Below are 25025 nucleotides of genomic sequence, written 5' to 3'. Positions count from 1 at the left end.
GGGCGGCGCGGGGACAAGACTAACCGGTCGGCAGGGGCCGTGGGCGGGTCAGCTGTCGCCGACGCGGGAGCCCAGGGTCAGTTCGACCGTGTGGGACTTGCCGTCGCGCTCGTAGGTGATCGTCACCTTGTCGCCCGGCTTGTGGGTCCAGATCTCGCCGATCAGGGTGGGCCCGGAGTCGATCACCCGGTCGTCCAGCTTGGTGATCACGTCGCCCGCCTTCAGGCCGGCCTGGGCCGCGGGACCGCCCGGCTCCACCGACGAGGCGCCGCCCGCGCCCTGTGAGGTGATCGTCGCGCCGCCACTGGACTCCTCCAGCGACACCGACGCGCCGATCTTGGCGTACACCGGCTTGCCCGTCTTGATCAGCTGCTGGGCGACGTACTTCGCCTGGTTGATCGGGATGGCGAAGCCCAGGCCGATCGAGCCGGACTGGCCGGAGCCGCCGAGGCCGCCGCTGCCGGTGGACTGGATCGCGGAGTTGATGCCGATGACGTTGCCGCCCGCGTCCAGCAGCGGCCCTCCGGAGTTGCCCGGGTTGATCGAGGCGTCCGTCTGCAGGGCGCTCATGTACGACGCCTGGCTGCCGGAGCCGTCGCTGGAGGCCACCGGGCGGTTCTTCGCGCTGATGATGCCGGTCGTCACCGTGTTGGACAGGCCGAAGGGCGCGCCGATCGCGATCGTCGCGTCGCCGACGGCGACCTGGTCGGAGTTGCCGAGGGGCAGCGGCTTGAGGTCCGACGGCGCGTTCTTGAGCTTGATGACGGCGACGTCGTAGCCCTGGGCGTGGCCCACCACCTCGGCGTCGTACTTCTTGCCGTTCGGGAAGGTCGCGGTGAGCTTGCCGCCGTTCACGGCGTCGGCGACGACGTGGTTGTTGGTGACGATGTGGCCCTGGGTGTCGAAGACGAAGCCGGTGCCGGTGCCGCCCTCGCCGTTGGTGGACTCGGCCTGGATTGTGACCGTGCTGGGCAGCGCCTTGGCGGCCACGCCCGCGACCGTGCCGGGGTCGCGCTTGACGTCGCCGCCGCTGGTGGCCGCGGAGACCGTGGTGGAGCCATTGCTGTCGTTGTCCTTGGCCAGCGTGTAGCCGAGGCCGCCGCCCAGGCCGCCGGCGACCAGCGCGGCCACCAGGATCGCGGCGACCAGGCCGCCGCGGCCGGACTTGGGCTTCGGTGCCGGCTGCGGCGGGTACGGCGCGCCCCAGCCGTGGCCGGCCGTCGGGTCACCGCCGCCGCTGCCGCCGGCGGCGTACGCCGGGGTGGCGGGGGGCGGCGGCGGCCAGCCGGCCTGCGGGGCGGATCCGGGGGTGCCCGCAGCGGCGTCCGGGGTGCCGGGGTGGTGCGGTGCGGCGCCGGCGGGGGCCGCCGCCGGTGCCGCGGGGGGCTCCTGGGGTGCCTGCGCCGAGGGCTGCTCCGCAGTGGGCGCGGCGCTCGTCGGCGGCTGGTCCGGGCGCGCCGGGACCGGGTGGGCCGGTGCGTCGGCCTGAGGGGCCGGGGCGGGCGGGTGGGCGGAGGCTGCAGGAGTTTCCACCGGCACGGGAGGTGCAGACGGGGCCGGGGGTACCTCAGTGCCCTCGTTCTCGGTGCTCACAGCTCTTCTCCTCGATCCACGGCTGTCGTTGTCGGTCACGGGTCACAGGTCACGGGCTTTGGACCCACACGGGCCGCTGTGCATGTGCATTTGTATGCCGTCAGCTTTTCCCACGAGCCGTCAGGGGGCCATAAGCGGTGGCTGTGGGTTCCCGGCAACCCTTTGACCACCCTTTATATAGGACCTGTCGGACTAAAGGGGTGTATCACCGATACGCTTACCGTGCTTTCACCGCGCCCGCGGTGCCCCGCGTACCCCGACGCGGTGGCACCATGACGCGGTGACCCACGCACGACCGCACCCCATCCAAGTCGTCGCCCACCGCGGGGCTTCCGAGGACGCGCCGGAGCACACGCTCGCCGCCTACCGCAAGGCCATCGAGGACGGCGCGGACGCCCTCGAGTGCGATGTCCGCCTGACCGCCGACGGGCACCTCGTGTGCGTGCACGACCGCCGCGTCAACCGTACGTCCAACGGCCGCGGCGCGGTCTCCGCCCTGGAGCTCGCCGACCTGGCCGCGCTGGACTTCGGCTCCTGGAAGAACCGCGAGGCCTGGCGCGGGCGGGACGAGGAGCCGGACTGGGAGTTCCGGCCGGAGGACCGCGAGGCGACGTCCGTACTGACCCTGGAGCGGCTGCTGGAGCTCGTGGCCGACGCGGGGCGGCGGGTCGAACTGGCCATCGAGACCAAGCACCCGACCCGCTGGGCCGGGCAGGTCGAGGAGCGGCTGCTGCACCTGCTCAAGCGGTACGGCCTGGACGCGCCGGCCTCGCCCGAGGAGTCGCGGGTCCGCGTCATGAGCTTCTCCGCGCGTTCGCTGCACCGCGTGCGTGCCGCCGCGCCGACTCTGCCGACGGTGTATCTGATGCAGTTCGTCTCACCGCGGTTGCGCGACGGGCGGCTACCGGCGGGGGTGGGGATCGCGGGCCCGTCGATCCGGATCGTGCGCGGTCATCCCGGGTATGTGGAGCGGCTGAAGCAGGCCGGCCGGCAGGTGCACGTGTGGACGGTGAACGAGCCGGAGGACGTGGAGCTGTGCGCCCGGCTCGGGGTCGACGCCATCATCACCAACCGCCCGCGCGCGGTGCTGGATCAGTTGGGGCGCTGACCGGCCTGTCCCGGTCACGGGCCCGGACTTGGTCACAGTCACCACAGCTAGTGACACAGACCTCTTGACCCTCATGCGCTTGCTGTCCCATCCTCACCTCTCGGCCACACCGAAGAAATCCAGCCACTTGCTTACGGGGAGTGCTCCGGCGCGTTCGGTCCGTGTTCGACGGCGGTGAATGCGTCCATGGACGATGATTGGCCGGTTTCCGGTACAGGCCAATGGGGCAAACACACCGTGGCGTGGGGCGAAGGAGGTCTCGGGGGTGGCGTTGGTGGTGGCACAGGAGGTGCCCACGTCGTCGAGCATGGCCGTACCCCATGGCCCTGCGGGCGTGGGGAACGCACGGCACCGGATGCGTGACCAGTTGCGCAGCAGCGGTGTGGCCGAATCGGTCATCGACGATGCCGTACTGATCCTTTCGGAACTCTTGAGCAACGCGTGCAAACACGGCCGGCCCCTGGGCGACGCGCTCGCCGGAGACGGTGACGTGCGGGCCGCGTGGCGGGTGGACCCGAGCGGCCGGCTGCTGGTCGAGGTGACCGACGGCGGCGGACCGACCCGTCCGGCCCCGGCCACGCCCTCGGTGACCGCGCACGGCGGTCGCGGCCTGAACATCATCACCGCGCTCGCCGACGACTGGGGCGTACGGGACGGCGTACGCGGCGAGGTCACGGTGTGGGTCGTCGTCCACGACGACGTCTACGACCCGGACGCCGGGCGCCGCCGCGAGGACTTCGCCACGCGCGTGGCCGCGCCGCCGGTCGCGGCGATGGCCGACCTCGACTTCACGGACGCCTTCGACGACCTGGACTGACGCGCGGCCCCTCCGGGTGCAGGCGGTCGCACCCCCGGGCCCCGCTTGCCTTCGGGCGATCCCGCACCGGTGTTGTCCACAGCCCGTCGGCGCCGCGTTGTCCACAGCCTGTCCGCGCCGCGTTGTCCACAGGTCGGCGTCGGTCATGGCGTGAACGGCTAGGCTCGCGCCGTATCAGACGAGCCGTATCCGGGAGACACGCACCATGGCCAAGAAGCGACCCCAGACGAAGGCCGCGCGCCCTCAGCTGAGCGAGGGAGAGATCCCGGTTGTCGGCGCCCGCGAGCCCTGCCCCTGCGGCAGCGGCCGGCGCTACAAGGCCTGCCACGGCCGGGCCGCGGCGCAGGCGGTGACCGAGCTGGTGCACCGCCCGTTCGAGGGGCTGCCCGGCGAGTGCGACTGGGTGGCGCTGCGCGAACTCGTCCCGGCGGCCACGGTCGAGCTGCCCCTGGAGGACGCCCTGCCCGAGGGTGTCCCGTCGGTCACGCTGGCCACGGTGCTGCCGATGGCCTGGCCCGCGCTGCGCCGCGACGACGGGTCGGTCCTGCTCGGCCTGCAGAACGACACGGCGTCCGGTGACATCAGCCGCGATCTGGCCGACACGCTGCTGCGCGCCCTTCAGGCGGAGCCGGGCTCGCCGGTGCAGGGCCGTCGTGCCCCGGCCGACGGGCCGCGGCTGCAGGACCTGCTCGATGCGAAGGGCGCGTTCGAGCCGGTGGTGCACAGCGGTTTCGAGTTCTGGGTGCCGGACGCGGAGAACGCCACGCCGGAGGTCGCCGCCTCCCTGGAGCGGGCGAACGCCGCGGCGATCCCGACCGTGCGGCTGTCCGGCGTCGACGCGGCGTACTGGTGCGAGACCCCGGACAAGAACCACCTGCGCTGGGTCATGCCGCACCCGGAGGAGCGGCTTCTGGACGCGCTGGCGCGGCTGCACGCGGCGGGCGGTTCCAGCCTCGGCGAGGGCACGCGCCTGGTGGGTTCGTTCCGCGCCCACGGTCTGACCGTGCCGGTGTGGGACCTGCCGTCGTCGGTCACGGCGGCGGACGTGGAGAAGCCGGCCGCCGAGTTCGCCGAGCGCCTGGCCGAGGCGCTGGCCGTGCAGGAGCCGCTGACCGCCCAGGAGCGCCGGGCCCGTGGTGGGCTGACCAACCGGCAGGTCACGCTCAGTTGACCTCTGCGCGCCACCAGGGGTGACGCCCGTCACAGCACGGGCGGCGGCAGGGCCTCACGGATGTCCGATTGGCCCGGTCGCGGCCCGTCGGCGAGTGTCCGAATACCCCAGGGAAACGCGAGATCGAATTTGCGTGGGGCCGATCTCTTGTTACGGTCTGAGTAGCCCGGTTGCTGGTGCATCCCCCGTCGCCAGCAACCGGGTCTTTCCATGCGCGACGCCGTGCACCCTCCGGCGTCGCTTTTCAACTCCCTGACTCCTGCGGCGAGTTGCTACCGGTCCGCAGCAGCAGCGACCCGCCGCCCCCCGCTCGCGCGAACTCCGCGACGGCCGTGTAGGCGTCCGGAGTGCCACGGGTCGGCTCCCGGGGCGTCTCGCAGGTCCCCGGCTCGTCCTCGGCGCCCACAGGGCAGCGCAGTTGCACCGCGTGCCCGCCGGGCCCCATCAGGCTCAGCACCGACTCCAGCACCCTGCCGGTGGTGTTGCGGTAGTAGGTGCGCGCCCAGGTCTCGGCGCCCTGGGTCAGCACGCAGGTCTGGGCCTCGATGCCGTCGGGCGAGGTGACCTCGGGGCCGCAGCGGGCGGCGGTGGCCAGGCCGAGTCCCAGCAGGAGCGGGGACCGGGTGGGCGTGGCGGGGGGTGCCTGCCGCGTCGCGGAACCGGCGCCGCCGCGAGCGGAGGAGCCGGCACCGGATGCGGAGCCCTCCCGGGGGGAGGAGGCGTCGGCAGTGCCGGAGGCGACGGCGGAGGCACGCGCGCCGGTCGCTTTCTCGTCGTCGTAGGTGACACCGGCGTACGACGGTGACCGTACGACCGAGTGGCCCGCGTCGCCCACGCCGCCCGCGGACGCCACGGCCAGCGGCAGGGCGACCGCGCACGCCACGACGCCCACGAGGGCTGCAAGGCGGAGGTTCATGAAAGGGACGATAACGACAGCGACCGGGCGCACGGATCCGGTCGCGTCCGACACCCCTACAACTCGGGCGCGCTCACACCCGTACGAGTGAGGGCGTCGACCACCGCGTCCACCACGGCCTCGACGTCCGGCACCCAGGGGGCGGCCGAGCCGGGCAGCGGGGCGCGCTCCCAGCGGACGGCGCCGCGGCCGGTCCCGGAGGGCGGCAGCGCGATGTAGCCGCCCTCGCCGTGGAAGCGCAGCGAGCCGGGGACGAAGTCCTTGGCGTACAGCAGCTCGCCCAACTGCTCCAGGGAGTAGGGGCGCACGAGGATCGACCAGCGGGTGTCGGAGGCGACCACCGGACCGAGGCGCATGCCCTCGCGGTCGAGTGCGGCGAGCGCGCGGGCGGCCGGCAGGGCGGGCAGGCTCACCGCGCAGGGCGCACGGCCGCCGGTGGCGAGGACGATCGGCGCGGTCGGCCGGTTGGTCCACCACCAGCGCACCATGCGCTCGTCGGTGGTGGCGGCGAGCAGGCCGGGGTCGAAGGGGTGCGCCCCGGGCACCGTGCACTCCGGGTCGGGGCAGGCGCAGCGGGAGCGCCCCTCGGGGTCGGCCGCCACACCGGGCAGCACGGGCCACCCCCACTGGGTGGCGAATGTCAGGGCCGCGCCGATCAACTCAGACCCCTCGTCCTTCCGCCGGGACAGACGGGACAGGAGCCTGCGTCGCCTTCCGGGGATCTCGCGCATGAGCGCTCGTTCCTTTCCGTTGCACGCCTGGCAACACCGAGGACCATGTCACACCATGTGTCGATCTCTGCACTGTGCGTACCTGCTGGCGCATCACACCCCGGCCTGACGCGCGGGGAACCCCTCTGGGCCGAGCTTCGGCGGCTTTCGTGCGACCGCTGACGTCCATACCGCGTCCAGCACAAGCATGGGCGTGGCGTGGGGTGGCGAAGTATGGCGTTTGCCGTTGCGCGTTGTTCGCTTCGCCTCCGCCACGGGAGGATGGGGCTGGGTCGTCGGTGGCTAAGACGCCCGGTCCGGACACCAGGTTCCGGGTGGCCCCCACCACCCCGGCCCATACCGAGTACGTACCCATCACGACCGCTGTGACGCTCCGTGGAGCAAGCCCAGTCGACCGCAATCACCCGATACCCGAGGCAGTTTTCAGCCAACTTCGCTATTACGCAAGGGGTTACCGACGGAAGCCCCGCAAAGCCCGTGAACACCACGGACACCAGGAATCCCAGCAGGACAATGCTGGACATCCCCTCACGAGTGCGTGTACATGTGGAGACACTGCTAGCGGCGCAGAAGACATGGGGGTTTGCGATGCTTTTCAGCAGTACGCACCGGTCGGAAAGCCGGTTGCCATGAACGCCCCTCATCCTCAGAAAGTGGCTGGAATCGATGCAGCGGTTCCAGCCCCCGCGCACACTGCCGCGCCCGCGCCCGCCCCGGCGGGCACCGCCCCTGTGCCGCCGCCGCACGCCCCCGGCGCCCTGCTCCAGGACCGGCTCGCCGGCTGGGTCTCCGATCTGACGACCCTGCACGAACTCACCGAGCGCCTGGCCCGCACGCGGGCCCTGGACGACGCCCTGCAGGAACTGCTGCGCGCCGGAGCCGCCCTGGTCGGCGCCCGGCGCGGACTGGTCGTCCTCGAACCGGCCGACCGGCAGGGCCCCGACACCACCATCGGCCTGGGGCTCGGACGCGCCGATCTCGGCCACATCGAGACCGTGCCGCGCAGCGCCACCTCCTTCGGCCGCATCCTCGACGGACTGCCCGGCGGGGACCACGAGATCACCGAGCCCGACCTGCTCGCCGGGGACGGTCTCGACCCCCGCCACCGCGAGGTCGCCGCCCGCCTCGGATACGCCGCCAGCTACGCCCTCCCCCTGTCCGCCGAGGCCGGCGGCCGCCTCGGCGCCGCCGTCTGGCTCTATGACGAGCCGGCCGAACCGGTCGAGCGCCAGCGCCATCTGATCGGCCTGTACGCCCGCTACGCCGCCGAACACCTCGCCCGCCTGCTGGAGGTGGAGCGCACGCGCGCGTGCGTGGCGACCATCGCCGAGGAACTGCTGCCGTCCCGGCTCCCCCGCGTCGCCGGTGTCCAGCTCGCCGCCCGGCACCGCACCGGGCCGCGCGGCGGCGGCGACTGGTACGACGCGCTGCCGCTGCCGGACGCCGCCCTGGGCCTCGCGGTCGGCGCGGTCACCGGCTCCGGGCCGAGCGCCGTCGCCGCGATGGGCCGGCTGCGGGCGTCCCTGCGGGCGTACGCCGTGATGGAGGGCGAGGACCCGGTCGCCGTCCTGTCCGACCTGGAGCTGCTGCTGCGGCTCACCGAGCCCGCCCGCTCGGCCACCGCGCTGTTCGCGTACTGCGAGCCCGCGCTGCGCAAGATCACCCTCGCCGGGGCCGGGCACTGCCCGCCGCTGCTGGTCGGCCGGCGGCGCACCGAGTTCGTCGAGACGTCCGTCTCCGCGCCGCTCGGCATGCTCGCCTGCTGGGAGGCGCCCAGTGTGGAGCTGCAGGCCGAGCCCGGCGAGACGGTGCTGCTCTACACCGACGGGCTGCTGCACCGTACCGGCGACCCGGTCGACCGTGCCTTCGCGCGGCTGCACGCGGCGGCCGCCGGGGTGCCCCGCTCGCTGCGGGACGATCCGGACGCGCTCGTGGACCACGTGCTGCGCACGGTCCTGCCGGACGGGCTGGACGCGGTCGATTCGGAGGAGGACGTGGTCCTGCTGGCGGCGCGGTTCGAGTAGCCGCCCGGAGCCAGGCCGGCAGGTCACCTCGTGTAATGGGTCATAGCGCCCTGGGCCCCCTTCCGTACGACCGTACGATGGAGGCGGTCCAGTGCCGTACCCAAGGAGGATGACCGTGGCGGAGGAGCTTCCGACTGAGCCCGACATTGCTGCTACCGCAGCGGGCCCGGAGACCGACGAGCCGATCAAGCAGCGGAAGAACGGCCTCTACCCGGGCGTCTCCGACGAGCTGGCGGAGAACATGAAGTCCGGCTGGGCCGACACCGAGCTGCAGGACCTGCAGCCGATCGCCCAGGCCGCCGAGACCGCCGCGCGCCGCGCGCAGCTGTCCGCCCGTTTCCCCGGCGAGCGTCTCGTCGTCCCCGCGGGCAACCTGAAGGTCCGCTCCAACGACACGGACTACCCCTTCCGGGCGTCCGTCGAGTACGCCTACCTCACCGGCAACCAGACCGAGGACGGCGTCCTGGTCATGGAGCCCCGCGCCGGGGGTCACGAGGCGACGCTCTACCTGCTGCCGCGCTCCGACCGTGAGAACGGCGAGTTCTGGCTCTCCGGCCAGGGCGAGCTGTGGGTGGGCCGCCGCCACTCCCTGACCGAGTCCGAGAAGCTGTACGGCATCCCGGTCGCCGACGTCCGTGAGCTGGCCGACGCGCTGCGCGAGGCCACCGGCCCGGTCCGCGTCGTCCGCGGTCACGACGCCGGCATCGAGGAGGCGCTGACCGACAAGGTCACCGCCGAGCGCGACGAGGAGCTGCGCGTCTTCCTCTCCGAGGCCCGGCTGGTCAAGGACGACTTCGAGATCGGCGAGCTGCAGAAGGCCGTCGACTCGACGGTCCGCGGCTTCGAGGACGTCGTGAAGGTCCTGGACAAGGCCGAGGCCACCAGCGAGCGCTACATCGAGGGCACGTTCTTCCTGCGCGCCCGCGTCGAGGGCAACGACGTCGGCTACGGCACCATCGCCGCGGCCGGCCCGCACGCCTGCACCCTGCACTGGGTGCGCAACGACGGCCCGGTCCGCTCCGGCGACCTGCTCCTGCTGGACGCCGGCGTCGAGACGCACACGTACTACACCGCCGACGTCACGCGCACGCTGCCGGTCGACGGCCGCTTCTCCGAGATCCAGAAGAAGATCTACGACGCCGTGTACGAGGCCCAGGAGGCCGGCATCGCGGCGGTCGGGCCGGGCGCCAAGTTCCGCGACTTCCACGACGCCGCGCAGCGCGTCCTCACCGAGAAGCTCGTCGAGTGGGGTCTGGTGGAGGGCCCGGTGGAGCGGGTGCTGGAGCTCGGTCTGCAGCGCCGCTGGACCCTGCACGGCACCGGTCACATGCTCGGCATGGACGTCCACGACTGCGCCGCCGCCCGCACCGAGACCTATGTCGACGGCACGCTGGAGCCGGGGATGGTCCTCACCGTCGAGCCGGGCCTGTACTTCCAGGCCGACGACCTGACGGTGCCCGAGGAGTACCGCGGCATCGGTGTTCGTATCGAGGACGACATCCTGGTCACCGAGGACGGCAACCGGAACCTGTCCGCCGCGCTGCCGCGCCGCTCGGACGAGGTGGAGTCCTGGATGGCGCAGCTCAAGGGCTGACGCACCGGGTGCTCGCCGAGGGCGCGCCGCCGGGGTCAGACGGCCACCAGCGGCGCGTCCTCGCGCCATTTGAGGATCTTGTCGAAGCTCACGACCGCGCCGCCGCGTCCGGGCTTGTTGCCGACGTGGACGTGGTCGGCGAGTTCGCGGATGAGGAAGAGGCCCCGGCCGTGCTCGGCGTCGTCGTGCGCGCGGCGGGGCGGACCGGCGGCGGTGAAGCCCGGGCCGGCGTCGGCGACCTCGATGCGGCACATCTCCCCGTCGAGGTAGGCGGTGACGCGGTAGGCCTCCGCGCAGTCGCCGGGGCCTCGGTGCCCGCCGTGCTCGACGGCGTTGGCGCAGGCCTCGCTCAGGGCGACGGACAGGTCGTAGGAGATGTCGGGGTCGACGCCCGCCGTCTCCATCGCGCCGAGCAGCAGGCGCCGGGCCAGGGGCACGCTCGCGGCTTCGCGCCGCAGATGGAGTGACCACCAGATGCTCATGCTCCAGCCTCCCGGCCGCGGCTCGACATACCGATACGTATTGCCGCCCGCGCCGGGATGTAAGCCAGGAATTGACGTGATGCCGCCCATATGGGGGATGCGCGGACGACGGCAATCGGTGTATGTGGGGCCCGAGTGCGCATTCGGCATCTTGCGGACCTGCCGTATGGCGGCGGTGAGAGCAGTGCGATGATGGCCCCGCCATGACTGCCCCCCACTCGCGCTCGGTGCGCGCCGGACGTGACGTCCGGCTTCTGCGGGCCGCGGTGTTCGCCGCGGTCTGCGTCGTGCTGGCCGCCGGGGGGCACGCGCTGGCATCCTGCGCCACGGTCCCGCTGTGGACGCTGGGCGCGGGTTTCCTCGGGGTGTTCCTCGTCGCGGCCGCGCTGGCCGGCCGGGAGCGTTCCCTGTGGGGCATCGCCGCCCTGCTCGGGGCCGGGCAGACCGTGCTGCACACGCTGTTCGGGCTGGGCCAGCACACGGCCGGGACCACCTCCACGGCCTCGGACGCCTCCCTGGTGGCGCAGGCGGCGCGGCTCGTGTGCGGGGCCGGGGCGGCTCCGCTCAGCCCCGTCCAGGCCCAGCGGATCCTGGCGACCGCGCGTGTCCAGGGCACTCCGGCGCATCATCCGGCCGACGCCCTGTCCACCGCCGTCGGCTCCCCCGCCGCCCTGCTGCCGTCGCTGCCGATGCTGCTCGGGCACGTCCTCGCGGCGCTCGCCGCGGGCTGGCTGCTGCGCCGCGGCGACACCGCCCTGCTGCGGATCATGGAACTGGCCGCGCTGTCGGCGCACGAGGTCGCGGAAGGGGCGCTCGTCCGGTCCCTGCGCGCGGCGCTCGCGCTGGTGCGCGCCCTGCTCGCCGGGCTGCCGACGGCGCCCGCCACGGGGCCGCGCCCGGCGCGCACCGCGCTGTTCGCGCCGCCCGCCCCGCACACCCTCGCACTCCAGCACACGGTGATCCGGCGGGGCCCGCCCGCCACCGCGCTCACCCTCGCCGCCTAGCGCGACGCGACCGCCACTCCACGAGAGAACGAGAGGACGGCGCCGTCGTGCAGCGCAGCACGCACGCGTGCGCGTGCGTATCCCTCTTCCTCACCGGCCGGTCCTTCGCACCGCCGGACTCACTCGAAGTGGAGTGCACCCTTCCATGAAGGTTTCCCGTGCAGCCGTCCCCGTCGTTCTCGCCGTGGCCGGTCTGACCGTCCTGTCGACGCCCGCCTTCGCGCACGTCTCCGTGCAGCCCGAGGGCGCCGCCGCCAAGGGCGGTTACGCCGTCGTCGACTTCAAGGTGCCCAACGAGCGCGACAACGCCTCGACCACCAAGGTCGAGGTCAGCCTGCCCGCCGACCACCCGCTGGCCTCGGTGGCCCCGCAGGCGATCCCGGGCTGGAAGATCGACGTCACCAAGGCGAAGCTGGCCAAGCCGCTCACGATGCACGGCGAGAAGATCACCGAGGCGGTCTCCAAGGTGACCTGGACCGCCGAGGGCGAAGGCATCAAGCCGGGCTACTTCCAGAAGTTCCCGCTCTCCGTCGGCCAGCTGCCCGAGGACACCGACAAGCTCGTCTTCAAGGCGCTCCAGACGTACTCCAACAACGAGGTCGTCCGCTGGATCGAGATCCAGCAGGACGGCCAGGCCGAACCCGAGAACCCCGCCCCGGTCCTGAAGCTCACCGCCGCCTCGGACGACGAGCACGGCGCGTCCGGTGCCTCCGACGCCTCCGACGACAGTGCCGGGGGCGCCGAGAAGACCGCCGCCGGGACCAAGGCGTCCGGCGGCTCCGACACCGACACCACCGCCCGCGTGCTCGGCATCGCGGGCATCGTCGTCGGCGCGGCGGGTGTGGCGTACGGCGTGTTCGCCGGCCGCCGGCGCACCGCCGCCTGACCTCCGCCCGTCCGTGGCGTGTGCGGGGGCCGCATCCGTGGCCCCCGCACACGCCCGGTGATCGACCTTTTGGGATCCCTCTCCATGCGCACCAAGACCTTCGCGGCGGCCGGCCTGCTCGCCGCCGCCGTACTGACCCTGACCGCCTGCGGCGGCGGTGGTGACGACAACGCCGGGCCCGTCTCCGTCGTCTCCGAGGAGTCCGGCTCGGGCAAGGCCGGCACCGTCCTCGACCAGCCGTTCGAGAAGCCGGACCTGGTCCTGACCGACACCCACGGCAAGACCTACGACCTCCGCAAGGAGACCGCGGGCCGGCCGACGCTGATCTACTTCGGCTACACCCACTGCCCGGACGTGTGCCCGCTGACGATGAGCAACATCGCCGTCGCCAAGAAGCAGCTGCCCAAGGCCGAACAGGACAAGCTACGGGTCGTGTTCGTCACCACCGACCCCGGCCGTGACACCCCGGCCGAGCTGGGCAAGTGGCTGAACGGCATCGACAGCCAGTTCGTCGGGCTGACCGGGAACTTCGCCACCGTCCAGGCGGGCGCCCGCACCCTCGGCATCTCCATCGAGCCGACGAAGAAGGACAAGAACGGCAAGCTCGTCTCCGTGCACGGCACGCAGGTCTTCGCCTTCTCCCCGAAGACCGACCGCGGTTACCTGTACTACGGCGAGGACACCACCGTCGACGACTACACCAAGGACCTCCCCAAGATCATCAAGGGGGAGAACCCGTGAGGGCCTGCGCCGCCGGTGCCGCCGCCCTGACCGGCGCCCTGCTCCTGACCGGCTGCGGCTCCTCCGGCTCGGGCTCCGGCTCCGGGGCGGGCTCCGGTTCGGACGCCGGGCCCGGGAAGGCCGTGCTGTCCGTCAGCTCCGCCTACATGCCCCAGCCCGTCTCGGACATGGCGGCCGGCTTCCTGACCATCGCCAACAACGGCGGGGCGAAGGACGAACTGACGTCCGTCACCAGCGACATAGCCGGCAGCGTCACCGTCCACGAGACGGCGGGCGGAGCGATGCGCGAGGTCGCCGCCCTCCCCGTCCCGGCGCACGGCCGGGTGGTGTTCGCCAGCGGCGGCAACCATCTGATGTTCGACCAGCTGAAGCGCAAGCCGAAGCAGGGCGAGAACGTGACCGTCGCACTGCACTTCGCCCACTCCGGCACCGTCCAGGTCCGGATGCCGGTGAAGGCCCCGACGTACAACCCCGCGACCGGACACTGAGGGAGCCACCGTGACCCCGACCATCGCCCCCCGCGTCCGGACCCTGGTGCTGCTGTTCGTGGCCGCGCTCGGCGCGCTGCTCGCCGGTGCCGCGCCGGCCTCCGCGCACGCCGCGCTGACCGGCAGCGACCCCCAGCAGGGGGCGGTGGTCAGGCAGGCGCCCGCACGGGTCTCGCTGACCTTCTCCGAGAAGGTCGCCCTGAACGACGACGCGCTGCGCGTCCTCGACCCCAAGGGCAAGCGCGTCGACGACGGCAAGCCGTCCGAGGTCAGCGGCACCACCTACGCCGTGGCCCTGCACAGCGGGCTGCCCGACGGCACGTACACCGTCACCTACCAGGTCGTCTCCGCGGACAGCCATCCCGTCTCCGGCGCCTACACCTTCTCCATCGGCGCCCCCTCCAAGACCTCTGTCTCCGTCGGCGGGCAGGGGGCCGGGGGCGGCGTGGTCGGCGCGCTGTACGGGCTCGGCCGGTATGTGTCGTACGCCGGTTTCATCGTGCTGACCGGCGGCGCCGCGTTCGTGCTGGCCTGCTGGCGGCGCGGCACCGGGGTGCGGGCCGTGCAGCGGCTCGTGGTCTCCGGCTGGGTCGCCCTGACGGGGGCCACCCTGGCCCTGCTGCTCCTGCGCGGCGCGTACACCACCTCCGGCAAGGCGGCCGACATCGTCGACCTGGACCTGCTCGGTCAGGTGCTGCAGACCAAGTCCGGTGCGGCGCTGGTCTCCCGGCTGCTGCTGCTCGCGGCGGCGGCGCTGTTCATCGCGGTCCTCTTCGGCGCGTACGCCCGCCCGTCGCCCACCACCACCCTCAGTGACGGCGCTTCGCGCCGACAGCACGACTCAGGGGACGAGGAGGAGAAGCGGGATCTGACCTTCGGTCTGGCGATCGGCGGCACCGTCGTCGCGGCGGGTCTCGCGGCGAGCTGGGCGATGGCCGAGCACGCCTCCGTGGGGCTCCAGGCGGGTCTGGCCATGCCGGTCGACGTCGTCCACCTGCTCGCCGTCGCCGCCTGGCTCGGCGGGCTGACCGCACTGCTCGTCTCCCTGTACTTCGCGCCGGCCGACACCCCCGTCGAGGCCGCCGCCGTGCGCCGCTTCTCCACCGTCGCCTTCGGCAGCGTCCTCGCCCTCGTGGCCACGGGCGTCTACCAGTCCTGGCGGCAGCTCGGCTCCTGGTCGGCCTTCACCGACACCCGCTATGGACAGCTGCTGCTCGTCAAGATCGGGCTCGTGGCGGTGCTCGTCGGGCTCGCGTCGGTCTCCCGGCGGTGGACGGCCCGGCTGAGCGACCCGGTCGTCAGGCAGAGCAAGAAGAAGGAACGCGTCACCGCTCCCGCCGCCGACTCCCCGCGCGCCGCGCAGCTCGCCCGGCAGCAGGCCGCCATGGAGGCCGCCCGCCGCAAGCAGCAGCGCGACGCCGATCCGGACCGGTTCGGACTGCGCCGCTCCGTCCTCGCCGAGGCCGGTGTCGCCGTGGTGCTGCTCGCGGTGACCACCGTGCTCACGTCCACCGAGCCGGGCCGCACCGAGGAGGCCGCCAAGGCTGCCACCTCTTCCTCCGCTTCGTCCTCTTCGTCCTCGGCGGTCGCCGGGTCGGGCGCGGTCACGCTGGACATCCCGTTCGACACCGGCGGCAAGGACGGCAAGGGCGTCGTCAGCATCGACCTCGACCCCGCCCGCGCCGGTGCCAACGAGATGCACGTCTACGTCACCCGCCCCGACGGCCGCGCCTACGACGTGCCCGAGCTGAAGATCGCCTTCACGCTCACCGCCAGGAACATCGGGCCGCTGCCCGTCGTCCCGGACCACATCACCACCGGACACTGGTCGGCGGACGGGGTGCAGATCCCGATGGCCGGCGACTGGAAGGTCGCCGTGACCGTACGGACCTCCGACATCGACCAGGTGACCGTCTCCAAGAACGCGCAGATCGGCTGAGTGCACCATGCCCGACCAGTCCCCCTCGCCCGCCCGGTCCGCCAAGGGCACCCGGTCCACCAAGGGCACCATGGCCTCGGCGCTACCGGATCCGCAGCCGCAGGGCGTCTCACGGCGCCGGCTGCTCGGCACCGCCGGTGCCACCGGGCTCGTGCTCGGCGCGGCCGGTGCGGCGGCGGGTTACGCGGCCGCACCGGCGCAGGCCACGCCGCTCACCTCGCTCGGGGACGGTCGCGCGATGTTTCACGGGAAACATCAGCCCGGTATCACCGAGGGTCTCCAGGCCCGCGGCCACCTCGCCGCGTTCGACCTCGTCCCGGGTGCGGGCCGCAAGGAGGCCGCAGCCCTGCTGCGCCGCTGGTCGGCGACCGCGGAGCGGCTCATGGCGGGCGAGCCCGCGGCCCACGACGACACCGGCGTGGCCCGGGACGCCGGACCGTCCTCGCTGACGGTCACCTTCGGCTTCGGGCACAGCTTCTTCGGGAAGACCGGGCTGGACAAGCAGCGGCCCGTCGCGCTGGACCCGCTGCCCGCCTTCTCCTCCGACCAGCTCGACAAGGCCCGCAGCGACGGCGACCTGTGGGTGCAGATCGGGGCCGACGACGCCCTGGTCGCCTTCCACGCCCTGCGCGCGATCCAGAAGGACGCCGGCTCGGCCGCCCGGCTGCGCTGGCAGATGAACGGCTTCAACCGCACACCGGGCGCCACCGCCCACCCCATGACGGCCCGCAACCTCATGGGCCAGGTGGACGGCACCCGCAATCCGAAGCCGGCGGACCCCGACTTCGACCGGCGGATCTTCGTGCCGGCCGGTGGGGAGCCCGCCTGGATGGCGAACGGCTCCTATGCCGTCGTACGCCGGATCCGCATGCTCCTCGACGACTGGGAGAAGCTGGCGGTGCGCGACCAGGAGGCGGTGATCGGGCGGCGCAAGTCCGACGGGGCGCCGCTGTCGGGCGGCACCGAGACCACCGAGATGGACCTGGAGAAGACCGACGCGAACGGCGAGTACGTCGTCCCGATCAATGCGCACGCGCGCATCACGCGGCCCGACCGCAACGGCGGCGCGGCGATGCTGCGGCGGCCGTTCTCGTACCACGACGGCTTCGACGCGCACGGGGTGCCGGACGCGGGGCTGCTGTTCATCTGCTGGCAGGCCGACCCGCTGCGCGGCTTCGTACCGGTGCAGCGCAAGCTGGACCGCGGGGACGCGCTGTCCCGGTTCATCCGCCACGAGACCAGCGGGCTCTTCGCGGTGCCGGGCGGCGCGGCGAAGGGGGAGTACGTGGGACAGCGGCTGCTGGAGGGGTGAGCGGGATACCGGACGGGGTGCCTCCGCAGCGCCGTTTTCCGGGTTCAAACCACTCGGTCGAGTGGCGTGCGTGAGACGCCTGAGCCGGGGCGTCCTGCGGCCATTAGGGTGAGAGCATGCCAGCGAGCTATGCGTATCTCGGCCCGGAGGGGACCTTCACCGAAGTCGCCCTGCGCACCCTCCCGGAAGCCGCCACCCGGGAGCTGATCCCGTACGTGTCGGTGCAGTCCGCGCTGGACGCGGTGCGGGCCGGTGAGGCCGAGGCAGCGTTCGTGCCGATCGAGAACTCGGTCGAGGGCGGCATCACGACGACGCTGGACGAGCTGGTCGCGGGCGCCCCGCTGATGATCTACCGCGAGGTGCTGCTGTCGATCACCTTCGCGCTGCTGGTCCGGCCGGGCACCAAGCTCTCGGACATCAAGACGGTCTCCGCCCACCCGGCGGCCCAGTCACAGGTGCGCAACTGGCTGCGGGCGAACCTGCCCGACGCCGACTGGGAGTCGGCCGCCTCCAACGCGGACGCCGCCCGCCTGGTCCAGGAGGGCCGCTACGACGCCGCCTTCGCCGGGGAGTTCGCCGCCGCGCGCTACGGCCTCGAAGCGCTGGAGACCGGCATCCACGACTTCCCGGAGACCGCGCAGACGCGGTTCGTGCTGGTGGGACGCCCTGCCCGGCCCGCCGCTCCGAGTGGCGCCGACAAGACCTCCGTCGTGCTGTGGCAGCGCGACGACCACCCCGGAGGGCTGCGCGATCTGCTCGGCGAGTTCGCCACCCGGGGCATCAACCTGATGCTGCTCCAGTCCCGGCCGACCGGCGCCGGCATCGGGAACTACTGCTTCTGCATCGACGCCGAGGGCCACATCTCCGACCGGCGGATGGCGGAGGCCCTGATGGGACTGAAGCGGATCTGTCTGCAGGTGCGTTTCCTCGGCTCCTACCCGCGGGCCGAGGCCGGCCCCGAGGACGTGCGGCCGCCATTGCTCGGGACGTCGGACGAGGAGTTCGTCGCGGCGGCGGACTGGGTGGCGCGCTGCCAGGACGGGCGGTTCTGAGGGACGCGCGGGCCTGCGGGATCGACCCTTCCCAAGGGCACAGGCCGGTCCTACCTGCATATCTTCGTTATCCACAGAAGTTATCCACAGGTGGGCTTCTCGACCTGGGGACAAGTCGACAGACAAGCCCCACTCAGTCGACAAATCGGCCTACAGGACCCAAGTGCGCCCACAGGCGCACGGGTCACACTTCGTCCACCTGTTTCCTTTGAACAATCCTTTGGAGCGAACACTTTCCACTCGAAAGTGCGGCTAAATGACCTGCAGGCCGGGAATCCTCAGGTCCGCTTACCGTCACGGAGTGATCAATTCCGAAGTCCACAGATCTTTCTCACACCCTGTGGATAACTTTCCCCGGGTTGTGGATCCCTGTGGACGGGACGGGCTCCAAGTGCCGCCGCACGCAAGCGAATCGGGCCCGCCGAGCACCCGCCGGACACATTGCGCAATTCGCCCATAACGCACGGTAAGGAACTATTCGGCGCGCCTTGCGAATAGTGAGTCGTGAGCCGTCACCCGGCACCGGTAGCCTTGACCGCGTGATTGACCTTCGCCTGCTTCGTGAGGACCCCGACCGTGTGCGCGCCTCCCAGCGCGCCCGTGGAGAGGACGTCGCGCTCGTCGACGCTCTCCTGTCTGCCGACGAGCGGCGCAGGTCCTCCGGCGTCCGCTTCGACGAGCTGCGCAACGAGCAGAAGTCGCTCGGCAAGCTGATCCCCAAGGCCACCGCCGACGAGAAGGCCGACCTGCTCAAGCGGGCCGAACAGCTCAAGGCCGACGTCAAGGCCGCCGAGGCCGAGCGCGACTCCGCCGACACCGAGACCCAGGAGCTGCTGCTCCGGCTCGGCAACCTCGTCCACCCCGAGGTTCCCGTGGGCGGCGAGGAGGACTTCGTCACCCTCGAGACGCACGGCGTGATCCGCGACTTCGGTGCCGAGGGCTTCGCACCCAAGGACCACCTGGAGCTCGGCCAGATCCTCGGCGCCATCGACACCGAGCGCGGCGCCAAGGTCTCCGGCTCCCGCTTCTACTTCCTCACCGGTGTCGGCGCTCTGCTGGAGCTGGCCCTGGTGAACGCCGCGCTGGCCCAGGCCACCGCCGCCGGCTTCACGCCGATGCTCACCCCGGCGCTGGTGCGCCCGCAGTCCATGGCCGGCACCGGCTTCCTCGGGCAGGCCGCGCAGGACGTCTACCACCTCGACAAGGACGACCTGTACCTGGTCGGCACGTCCGAGGTGCCGCTGGCGGCGTACCACATGGACGAGATCATCGACGCCGACCAGCTGCCGCTGCGCTACGCCGGCTTCTCGCCGTGCTTCCGCCGCGAGGCCGGCTCGCACGGCAAGGACACCCGCGGCATCTTCCGCGTGCACCAGTTCGACAAGGTCGAGATGTTCTCCTACGTCCTCCCCGAGGACTCGCAGGCCGAGCACCAGCGCCTGCTGGAGTGGGAGAAGCAGTGGCTGACCTCGCTCGAGCTGCCCTTCCGCGTGATCGACGTCGCCTCCGCCGACCTCGGCGCCTCGGCCTCCCGCAAGTTCGACTGCGAGGCGTGGATCCCGACCCAGGGCAAGTACCGCGAGCTGACCTCCACCTCGGACTGCACCGAGTTCCAGTCCCGCCGGCTGTCCATCCGCGTCCGCGAGGACAAGAAGGTCCGCCCGCTGGCCACGCTCAACGGCACGCTGTGCGCCGTACCGCGCACGATCGTGGCGATCCTGGAGAACCACCAGCTGGCCGACGGCTCCGTCCGGGTGCCGGAGGTGCTGCGCCCGTACCTGGGCGGCCGGGAGGTCCTGGAGCCGGTGGCCAAGTGAGTTTCCCCTACGGGCTCGTCGCCACCGACCTCGACGGAACGCTGCTGCGCTCCGACGAGTCGATCTCGCAGCGCACCCGTGACGCGCTCGCCGCGGCCACCGCGGCGGGCGCGGCCCACATCGTCGTCACCGGCCGCGCGGTCCCCTGGACCCGGCACATCCTCGACGACCTCGGCTACCGCGGCCTCGCGGTGTGCGGCCAGGGCGCGCAGGTGTACGACGCCGGGGAGCACCGCCTGCTGACCACGGTCACCCTGGACCGGCAGCTGGCCGGGGTGGCCCTGGCGAAGATCGAGGCGGAGATCGGGCCGCTCTATCTGGCGGCCAGCCGTGACGGCCTGGACGGCGAGGTGCTGGTCGGCCCGGGGTACGCGCTCACGGGTTCGCTGCCCGCGACGCCGTTCGCGGACGCGTCCGATCTGTGGAGCGCCCCGCTGAACAAGATCTACATCCAGCATCCCGAACTGTCGGACGACGAGCTGGCCGAGGCGGCCCGGCGTGCGGCGGGCGGCTTCGTCGGCGTCGCCATGGCCGGTGCGGGCATCGTCGAGCTGCTGCCGCTCGGTCTGTCCAAGGCGACGGGGCTGTCGCTGGCGGCACGCCGGCTGAAGCTGAAGGCGGCCGACACGATCGCCTTCGGCGACATGCCGAACGACGTGCCGATGTTCGCCTGGGCGGCGCGGGGTGTGGCCATGGCCAACGCGCATGAGGAACTCAAGGCGGTCGCCGACGAGGTGACGACCTCCAACGAGGAGGACGGCATCGCGGTGGTCCTGGAGCGGTTGCTGCCGTAGCGGGGGTCGCGCCGTCGGGGGTGCGGATTCCGTCGCCGGGGGCGGACTCCGTCCCGGGGGCTGATTCCGTCGCCGGGTGCGGGTGGTGGCGGGCTGGTCGCGCAGTTCCCCGCGCCCCTGGGACGTTGCACTTGCTGCCCTCTGAGACGTGGGCGCTTTGCCGCCGACGGAACTGCACTTCCCTGGGGGCGCGGGGAATTGCGCGACCAGCCATCGACGCACCCGCACCCGACAACACACCGGCACGAACAACGGTGCCCAGCCACCCCAGCCCCAGTGGCAACGTCTCGCGGAGGATGCACGGATCGAACGTGCGCGGGCCTTCCGACCCGACCACGGTTTAGCAAACCGGTGCCTTACCACTCGGCCAATCCTCCGGGTGGGCGGCCCACGCGAGAGCGACATCGCGTGCTCGAAGCGGCCGCCCCGGGCAGCTCCCCGTGCGGCGGGGCCCGACGGTGGCGTAACTACACCGTGGTCCGCCGCGGGCTGCCCTGTCGGGAGCTGGACGTACTGCCGTGCATGGACATCGCCCCGCTCCTCTCCCAGCCGGCGGCGCCGGACGCAATCGCCCGGCGGTGGGGACAGCAACCACTGTGCCGGTACGGCGACTTGGGCGCCACCGATTAATCCCGCGCGCTACCGGCGGCGCCACCTGCGCCGGCGGACCTTGCTGAAGAACCAGCCCGCGGGCGGCTCGTCCGAGCGCCACGGCTGCGGCTCGGGCGCCTCACGGCGCCAGCGGGCGGCGAGCATACGGGCGCGGGCGGACGGCTCGGAGGTCTCGGCGGACCGTATGAAGTCCTCGTTCAGCACGAGGTCGTCCCAGTCGTCTGCCATGCCCGTCCTCCCGTCCTTCTTCCGCCCGCTCCTCGTTTTCCGTTTCGCCCAGTGTGCCCGCGCGGGCGTGAAGCCCCCGTCAAGGCCGGCTGTGCCTACTCCTCGCCCGCCAGTGTCAGCGCCCGCAGCTTCTGCCCGGCGTACCAGGTGGCCAGGACGGTGACCGCGATCAGCAGGACCGTCGCCGTCGTCAGCCCGACGTCGGAGGTCACCAGGTCACCGCCGGCGACCTTGTGGGCCACGGCCAGGGACCACTGCTGGATGCTGAGCGTGCGTGCGCCCGGCACCAGGGAGCCGAACAGCGCCTCCCAGACCAGGGCGTAGACCAGGCCGAAGACCACCGCGTGCCGGGAGACCGTGCCCAGCAGCAGGAACACGGCGGCGTAGGCGATGGAGGAGACCAGCGCGGCGACCGTGTAGGCGACGGCGATCTGCTGGCCGTTGCCGTTGAGGATCAGGCCCGCGACGAGGGTCGGCACGGCGGAGAAGACCATCGTCACGGCGATCGCGACGATCAGCTTGGTGACGATGATGGTGGGCCGCTTGAGCGGCTTGGACAGCAGGTACACGACCGAGCCGTCGTCGATCTCGGGGCCGATCGCGCCGGTGCCGGCGATGACGCCGATGATCGGCACCATCGTGGCGAGCGCGAACCCGCCGAGGACGTCGGACGCGGTCTGGTCGTCGGCGCCGGTGAGGGCGCGCACGGCGACGGAGATCACGATCAGCAGCAGCGGCAGCGCGCCGAGGATGAGGGCCCGGCGGCGGCCGAGCAGGGCCCGATAGGTGAGCCGGGCGACAGTGGGGTCGTACATCTTCGGCCTCCTACGCCGCGACCAGGTAAGAGAACACGGACTCGAGCGACTCGTCGGACGGCGAGACCGTCAGCAGCCGGATGCCGTTCGCCTGGGCGACGCGCGGCAGCAGGGCCGTGAACCGGGCGAAGTCGACGGCCTGGATGCGCAGCGCGCCCTCGGCGTGGTCGACCTCGATGCCGGAGGTGGACGGGTCGGAGATCAGCGCGGCCGCGAGGGCGCGGTCGTCGCTGGAGCGCACGAGGTAGCGGTGCGGCCGGTCGGTCATCAGGCGGCGGATCTTGCGGAAGTCGCCGCTGGCCGCGTGGCGTCCGGCGACGATCACCTCGATGTGCCGGGCGAGCTGCTCGACCTCCTCGAGGATGTGTGAGGAGAACAGCACGGTGCGGCCCTCGTCGCCCATGCGTCGCAGCAGTTCCATCAGCTGCATGCGCTGGCGCGGGTCCATGCCGTTGAACGGCTCGTCGAGCAGCAGCAGCGAGGGGTCGTGGACGAGGGCGCTGGCCATCTTCACGCGCTGCCGCATGCCCTTGGAGTACGTGGCGATCCTGCGGTCCTGCGCGTACTCCATCTCGACGGTGGCGAGGGCCCGCTGGGCCTCCTTGTCGCCGAGGCCGTGCAGTTCGGCGTTGGCGACGACGAACTCGCGGCCGGTGAGGAAGTCGTACATCGCCTCGCGCTCGGGGACGATGCCGATGTGCCGGTAGATCCGCTCGTTGCGCCACACGGCCTGCCCGTCGAGGGTGACGGTGCCGGTGGAGGGGGCGAGGAAGCCGCCCATCATGTTGATCAGGGTGGACTTCCCGGCGCCGTTGGGGCCGAGCAGGCCGGTGACGCCGGGACCGATGGTCATGGTGACGTCGTTGACGGCGACCACGTTGCCGAACCAGCGGGAGACGTGGTCGAGGCTGAGTGTGGTCACAGTCCCACCTTCTTGTAGCGGCGGTTCAGCAGCCCGTAGCTCGCTGCGATCAGGCCGAGGGTGACGAGGACGTAGATCGCTCCCTGGGCGTGGGAGGGTCCGTCGCCGCCGGGGAAGGCGGACGGGGCGCCGAGGAACGCGGACTGCACCCCGTCGATCAGCGTGGTCGGCGAGAACAGGCCCAGCCAGGCGATCGCTCCGGTGCTGTTCTGCGCGTAGGCGATGCCCTGGACGACGGAGACGGCGCCGTAGGAGATGGTCAGGACGGCGATCACGGCGGCGATGCCGAAGCCGCGGCGCGGTGTGACGGAGGCGATGACCAGGCCGATTCCGGCGAAGAGCAGCGACAGCAGTGCCACGGAGACGAGTCCTTGTCCGAATCCCTCGGTCTGGTCGGCGAAGTCCAGCTTGGCGAGCAGGGCGCCGACGTAGAGCACGAGCAGCGGGGTGGCCGTGAGCAGGAACAGCGCGGAGGCCAGCGCGGCGAACTTCGCGCGGACGTAGTCGGCGGTCTCGATGGGCCGTGAGAAGTACAGCGGGACGGTCTTGAAGCGCAGGTCGCGCGAGACCGACTGGGGGGCCTGCGAGGCGACGTACAGGCTGATGACGGCCTGCATGATGATCGCGTAGCGGGTGTAGTCGACGGGCAGGTCCTTGGCCTTGGTGGCGACGGCGACCGCGACCATGATGGCGGCGGGCACGCACATCACCACGAACAGCAGCATCGGCAGCACCTTGGACTTGGCCGATCGGCCGAGGCCGTAGGCGCCGCGCAGGGACTGCGTGTACAGCGAGCGGCGGGCGTAGGCGCGACCGAGGCGCGGGCCGTCGTAGCTGCGGTAGCCGATGTCGTGGATGCGGGACTGGTCCCGGGACGACGGGGCGAGGGGGTGCTCAACGGCCATGGCTCACGGCCTCCTTCCGGCTGTCGTCGCCGCGGTGGTCGTCGCCGTGGGTGAAGACTTCGGAGATGTGGTGCCGGCGCTGTTCCATGCGCACCAGACCGAGGCCGAGGTCGGCGACCACGTCCCGGACCAGGTCGTAGGTCTCCTCGCCCTGCGCGGTCAGCAGCAGGGTGTGGCCGGCGCCGGGCAGGCCGCTGCCGTCGTCGTGGGTGGTCACCCCGCGCGCGTGCAGTGCCTCGCGGACCGCGCGGGTGCCGTCGGGGTGCTCGTCGCTGTCGGTGACCTCGATCGCGAGGGTGGTCGTGGTCTGGGTGAAGTCGGTGGTGGAGCTGGAGCGCAGGAGCTTGCCGCCGTCGACCACGACGACGTGGTCGCAGGTGCGCTCCAGCTCGCCCAGCAGGTGGGAGGTGACCAGGACGGAGATCCCGAAGTCGGTGTGCACACGGCGGATCAGGCCGAGCATCTCGTCGCGGCCGACGGGGTCGAGACCGTTGGTCGGCTCGTCGAGGAAGACCAGCTGCGGGTCGTGCACCAGGGCCTGGGCGAGCTTCACGCGCTGCTTCATGCCCGTGGAGTAGCCGCCGATGGGGCGGTAGCGCTCCTCGTACAGGCCGACGTGGCGCAGGGTGTCGGCGGTGCGCTCGCGGGCCGCGGTGGGCGGCAGGCCGGACATGCGGGCCATGTGCACGACGAACTCGGTGGCCGAGACGTCGGGCGGCAGGCAGTCGTGTTCCGGCATGTAGCCCACGCGTTCACGGATGGCGGCGCCCTTGGTGGCGACGTCGAGGCCGAGCACCTCGGCGCGGCCCTCGCTCGCCGGGGACAGACCCAGCAGGATCTTGATCAGGGTGGACTTGCCGGCGCCGTTGGCCCCGACGAGTCCGGTCACACCGGGCCCGATGTCCACGGACAGCCGGTCGAGCGCGGTCACCCTCGGGAACCGCTTGCTCAGGCTTTCGGTCGCGATCACAGTCACGTCCCGAACACTAGTGACGCAGGCCACGGGAAGCGTCAGACCGCAGAGCCGTCCTGGTATCAGACTCCAGTCGTACGGGCCCGTAGGGGATGTGGTGC

General features: G+C 72.0%; 23 protein-coding genes and 1 tRNA gene. 14 read left to right on the top strand and 10 right to left on the bottom strand.

Annotation, left to right across the window (positions count from 1 at the left end; translation table 11 throughout):
- Positions 1-48: 48 nt before the first annotated feature.
- Positions 49-1593 (bottom strand): S1C family serine protease, encoded by a 1545-nt coding sequence (locus ACZ64A_RS31855; RefSeq protein WP_469815349.1) that lies wholly within the window; start codon positions 1591-1593, stop codon positions 49-51.
- Positions 1594-1873: 280 nt separating this feature from the next.
- Here ACZ64A_RS31855 and ACZ64A_RS31850 point away from each other — a divergent pair, with 280 nt between their 5' ends.
- The 3 genes from ACZ64A_RS31850 (at position 1874) to ACZ64A_RS31840 (ending at position 4689) form a co-directional block, all read left to right on the top strand.
- Positions 1874-2701 carry a glycerophosphodiester phosphodiesterase gene (locus tag ACZ64A_RS31850; protein ID WP_469815347.1) on the top strand — a complete coding sequence of 276 codons (828 nt, stop codon included), beginning with the start codon at positions 1874-1876 and terminating at the stop codon, positions 2699-2701.
- 178 nt (positions 2702-2879) lie between these two features.
- Positions 2880-3518 (top strand): ATP-binding protein, encoded by a 639-nt coding sequence (locus ACZ64A_RS31845; RefSeq protein WP_469815345.1) that lies wholly within the window; start codon positions 2880-2882, stop codon positions 3516-3518.
- 205 nt (positions 3519-3723) lie between these two features.
- Complete coding sequence (locus tag ACZ64A_RS31840) at positions 3724-4689, top strand: DUF5926 family protein (RefSeq protein ID WP_469815344.1); 966 nt, start codon at positions 3724-3726, stop codon at positions 4687-4689.
- Positions 4690-4933: 244 nt separating this feature from the next.
- Here the strand turns inward: ACZ64A_RS31840 and ACZ64A_RS31835 are convergent, their stop codons facing one another.
- Together ACZ64A_RS31835 and ACZ64A_RS31830 are read right to left on the bottom strand one after the other, a co-directional pair.
- Positions 4934-5605 (bottom strand): hypothetical protein, encoded by a 672-nt coding sequence (locus tag ACZ64A_RS31835; RefSeq protein WP_469815343.1) that lies wholly within the window; start codon positions 5603-5605, stop codon positions 4934-4936.
- 56 nt (positions 5606-5661) lie between these two features.
- The gene (locus ACZ64A_RS31830; protein ID WP_469815342.1) at positions 5662-6336 is read right to left on the bottom strand and encodes a bifunctional DNA primase/polymerase; all 675 of its coding nucleotides are present in this window, start codon (positions 6334-6336) and stop codon (positions 5662-5664) included.
- A 629-nt stretch (positions 6337-6965) separates the two neighbouring features.
- Between ACZ64A_RS31830 and ACZ64A_RS31825 the strand changes: the two genes are divergently transcribed.
- The gene (locus ACZ64A_RS31825; protein WP_469815341.1) at positions 6966-8360 is read left to right on the top strand and encodes a PP2C family protein-serine/threonine phosphatase; all 1395 of its coding nucleotides are present in this window, start codon (positions 6966-6968) and stop codon (positions 8358-8360) included.
- A 109-nt stretch (positions 8361-8469) separates the two neighbouring features.
- Positions 8470-9954, top strand: a complete 1485-nt coding sequence (locus tag ACZ64A_RS31820) for an aminopeptidase P family protein (RefSeq protein WP_469815339.1) — start codon at positions 8470-8472, stop codon at positions 9952-9954.
- Positions 9955-9989: 35 nt separating this feature from the next.
- Here the strand turns inward: ACZ64A_RS31820 and ACZ64A_RS31815 are convergent, their stop codons facing one another.
- Entirely contained in the window at positions 9990-10436 is a 447-nt protein-coding gene (locus tag ACZ64A_RS31815) for an ATP-binding protein (RefSeq protein WP_469815337.1), read from the bottom strand.
- 203 nt (positions 10437-10639) lie between these two features.
- Between ACZ64A_RS31815 and ACZ64A_RS31810 the strand changes: the two genes are divergently transcribed.
- The 9 genes from ACZ64A_RS31810 (at position 10640) to ACZ64A_RS31770 (ending at position 20469) form a co-directional block, all read left to right on the top strand.
- On the top strand, positions 10640-11440 hold the full coding sequence (locus ACZ64A_RS31810; protein WP_469815335.1) for a hypothetical protein: 801 nt from the start codon (positions 10640-10642) through the stop codon (positions 11438-11440).
- A gap of 145 nt (positions 11441-11585) precedes the next feature.
- Positions 11586-12326 (top strand): YcnI family copper-binding membrane protein, encoded by a 741-nt coding sequence (locus ACZ64A_RS31805; RefSeq protein WP_469815334.1) that lies wholly within the window; start codon positions 11586-11588, stop codon positions 12324-12326.
- Between the two features lie 84 nt (positions 12327-12410).
- Positions 12411-13067, top strand: a complete 657-nt coding sequence (locus tag ACZ64A_RS31800; RefSeq protein WP_469815332.1) for an SCO family protein — start codon at positions 12411-12413, stop codon at positions 13065-13067.
- Positions 13064-13555: a copper chaperone PCu(A)C gene (locus ACZ64A_RS31795; protein WP_469815330.1), complete on the top strand. Its 492-nt coding sequence runs from the start codon at positions 13064-13066 to the stop codon at positions 13553-13555. The genes ACZ64A_RS31800 and ACZ64A_RS31795 overlap by 4 nt, the downstream gene beginning before the upstream one ends.
- Before the next feature lie 10 nt (positions 13556-13565).
- Positions 13566-15494 (top strand): copper resistance CopC/CopD family protein, encoded by a 1929-nt coding sequence (locus tag ACZ64A_RS31790; RefSeq protein WP_469815328.1) that lies wholly within the window; start codon positions 13566-13568, stop codon positions 15492-15494.
- A 7-nt stretch (positions 15495-15501) separates the two neighbouring features.
- Entirely contained in the window at positions 15502-16806 is a 1305-nt protein-coding gene (gene efeB / locus ACZ64A_RS31785) for an iron uptake transporter deferrochelatase/peroxidase subunit (protein ID WP_469815326.1), read from the top strand.
- Between the two features lie 116 nt (positions 16807-16922).
- Complete coding sequence (pheA, locus tag ACZ64A_RS31780) at positions 16923-17858, top strand: prephenate dehydratase (RefSeq protein WP_469815324.1); 936 nt, start codon at positions 16923-16925, stop codon at positions 17856-17858.
- A 539-nt stretch (positions 17859-18397) separates the two neighbouring features.
- On the top strand, positions 18398-19675 hold the full coding sequence (serS, locus tag ACZ64A_RS31775; RefSeq protein WP_469815322.1) for a serine--tRNA ligase: 1278 nt from the start codon (positions 18398-18400) through the stop codon (positions 19673-19675).
- A complete protein-coding gene (locus ACZ64A_RS31770) occupies positions 19672-20469 on the top strand; it encodes an HAD family hydrolase (RefSeq protein ID WP_469815320.1) in 798 nt (265 codons plus the stop codon). The genes serS and ACZ64A_RS31770 overlap by 4 nt, the downstream gene beginning before the upstream one ends.
- Before the next feature lie 290 nt (positions 20470-20759).
- On the opposite strand, the gene ACZ64A_RS31765 is transcribed toward ACZ64A_RS31770, so the two are convergent.
- The 6 genes from ACZ64A_RS31765 to ACZ64A_RS31740 form a co-directional block, all read right to left on the bottom strand.
- Positions 20760-20846: transfer RNA gene (locus tag ACZ64A_RS31765), tRNA-Ser, on the bottom strand.
- A 262-nt stretch (positions 20847-21108) separates the two neighbouring features.
- Complete coding sequence (locus tag ACZ64A_RS31760; protein WP_469815462.1) at positions 21109-21456, bottom strand: SGM_3592 family protein; 348 nt, start codon at positions 21454-21456, stop codon at positions 21109-21111.
- Positions 21405-22124, bottom strand: coding sequence for an ABC transporter permease (locus ACZ64A_RS31755; protein ID WP_361630397.1), 720 nt, complete (start codon positions 22122-22124; stop codon positions 21405-21407). The genes ACZ64A_RS31760 and ACZ64A_RS31755 overlap by 52 nt, the downstream gene beginning before the upstream one ends.
- A 10-nt stretch (positions 22125-22134) precedes the next feature.
- A complete protein-coding gene (locus ACZ64A_RS31750) occupies positions 22135-23046 on the bottom strand; it encodes an ABC transporter ATP-binding protein (RefSeq protein WP_469815318.1) in 912 nt (303 codons plus the stop codon).
- On the bottom strand, positions 23043-23951 hold the full coding sequence (locus tag ACZ64A_RS31745; protein WP_469815316.1) for an ABC transporter permease subunit: 909 nt from the start codon (positions 23949-23951) through the stop codon (positions 23043-23045). Before ACZ64A_RS31745 ends, ACZ64A_RS31750 begins: the two co-directional genes overlap by 4 nt.
- Positions 23941-24921 (bottom strand): ABC transporter ATP-binding protein, encoded by a 981-nt coding sequence (locus ACZ64A_RS31740; RefSeq protein WP_469815461.1) that lies wholly within the window; start codon positions 24919-24921, stop codon positions 23941-23943. Before ACZ64A_RS31740 ends, ACZ64A_RS31745 begins: the two co-directional genes overlap by 11 nt.
- Positions 24922-25025: the final 104 nt, after the last annotated feature.

This window comes from Streptomyces sp. NPDC104814 (genome assembly GCF_055583185.1).
Note: the sequence above shows the minus strand (reverse complement) of the source record. Positions and strands in the feature narration are given on the sequence as shown.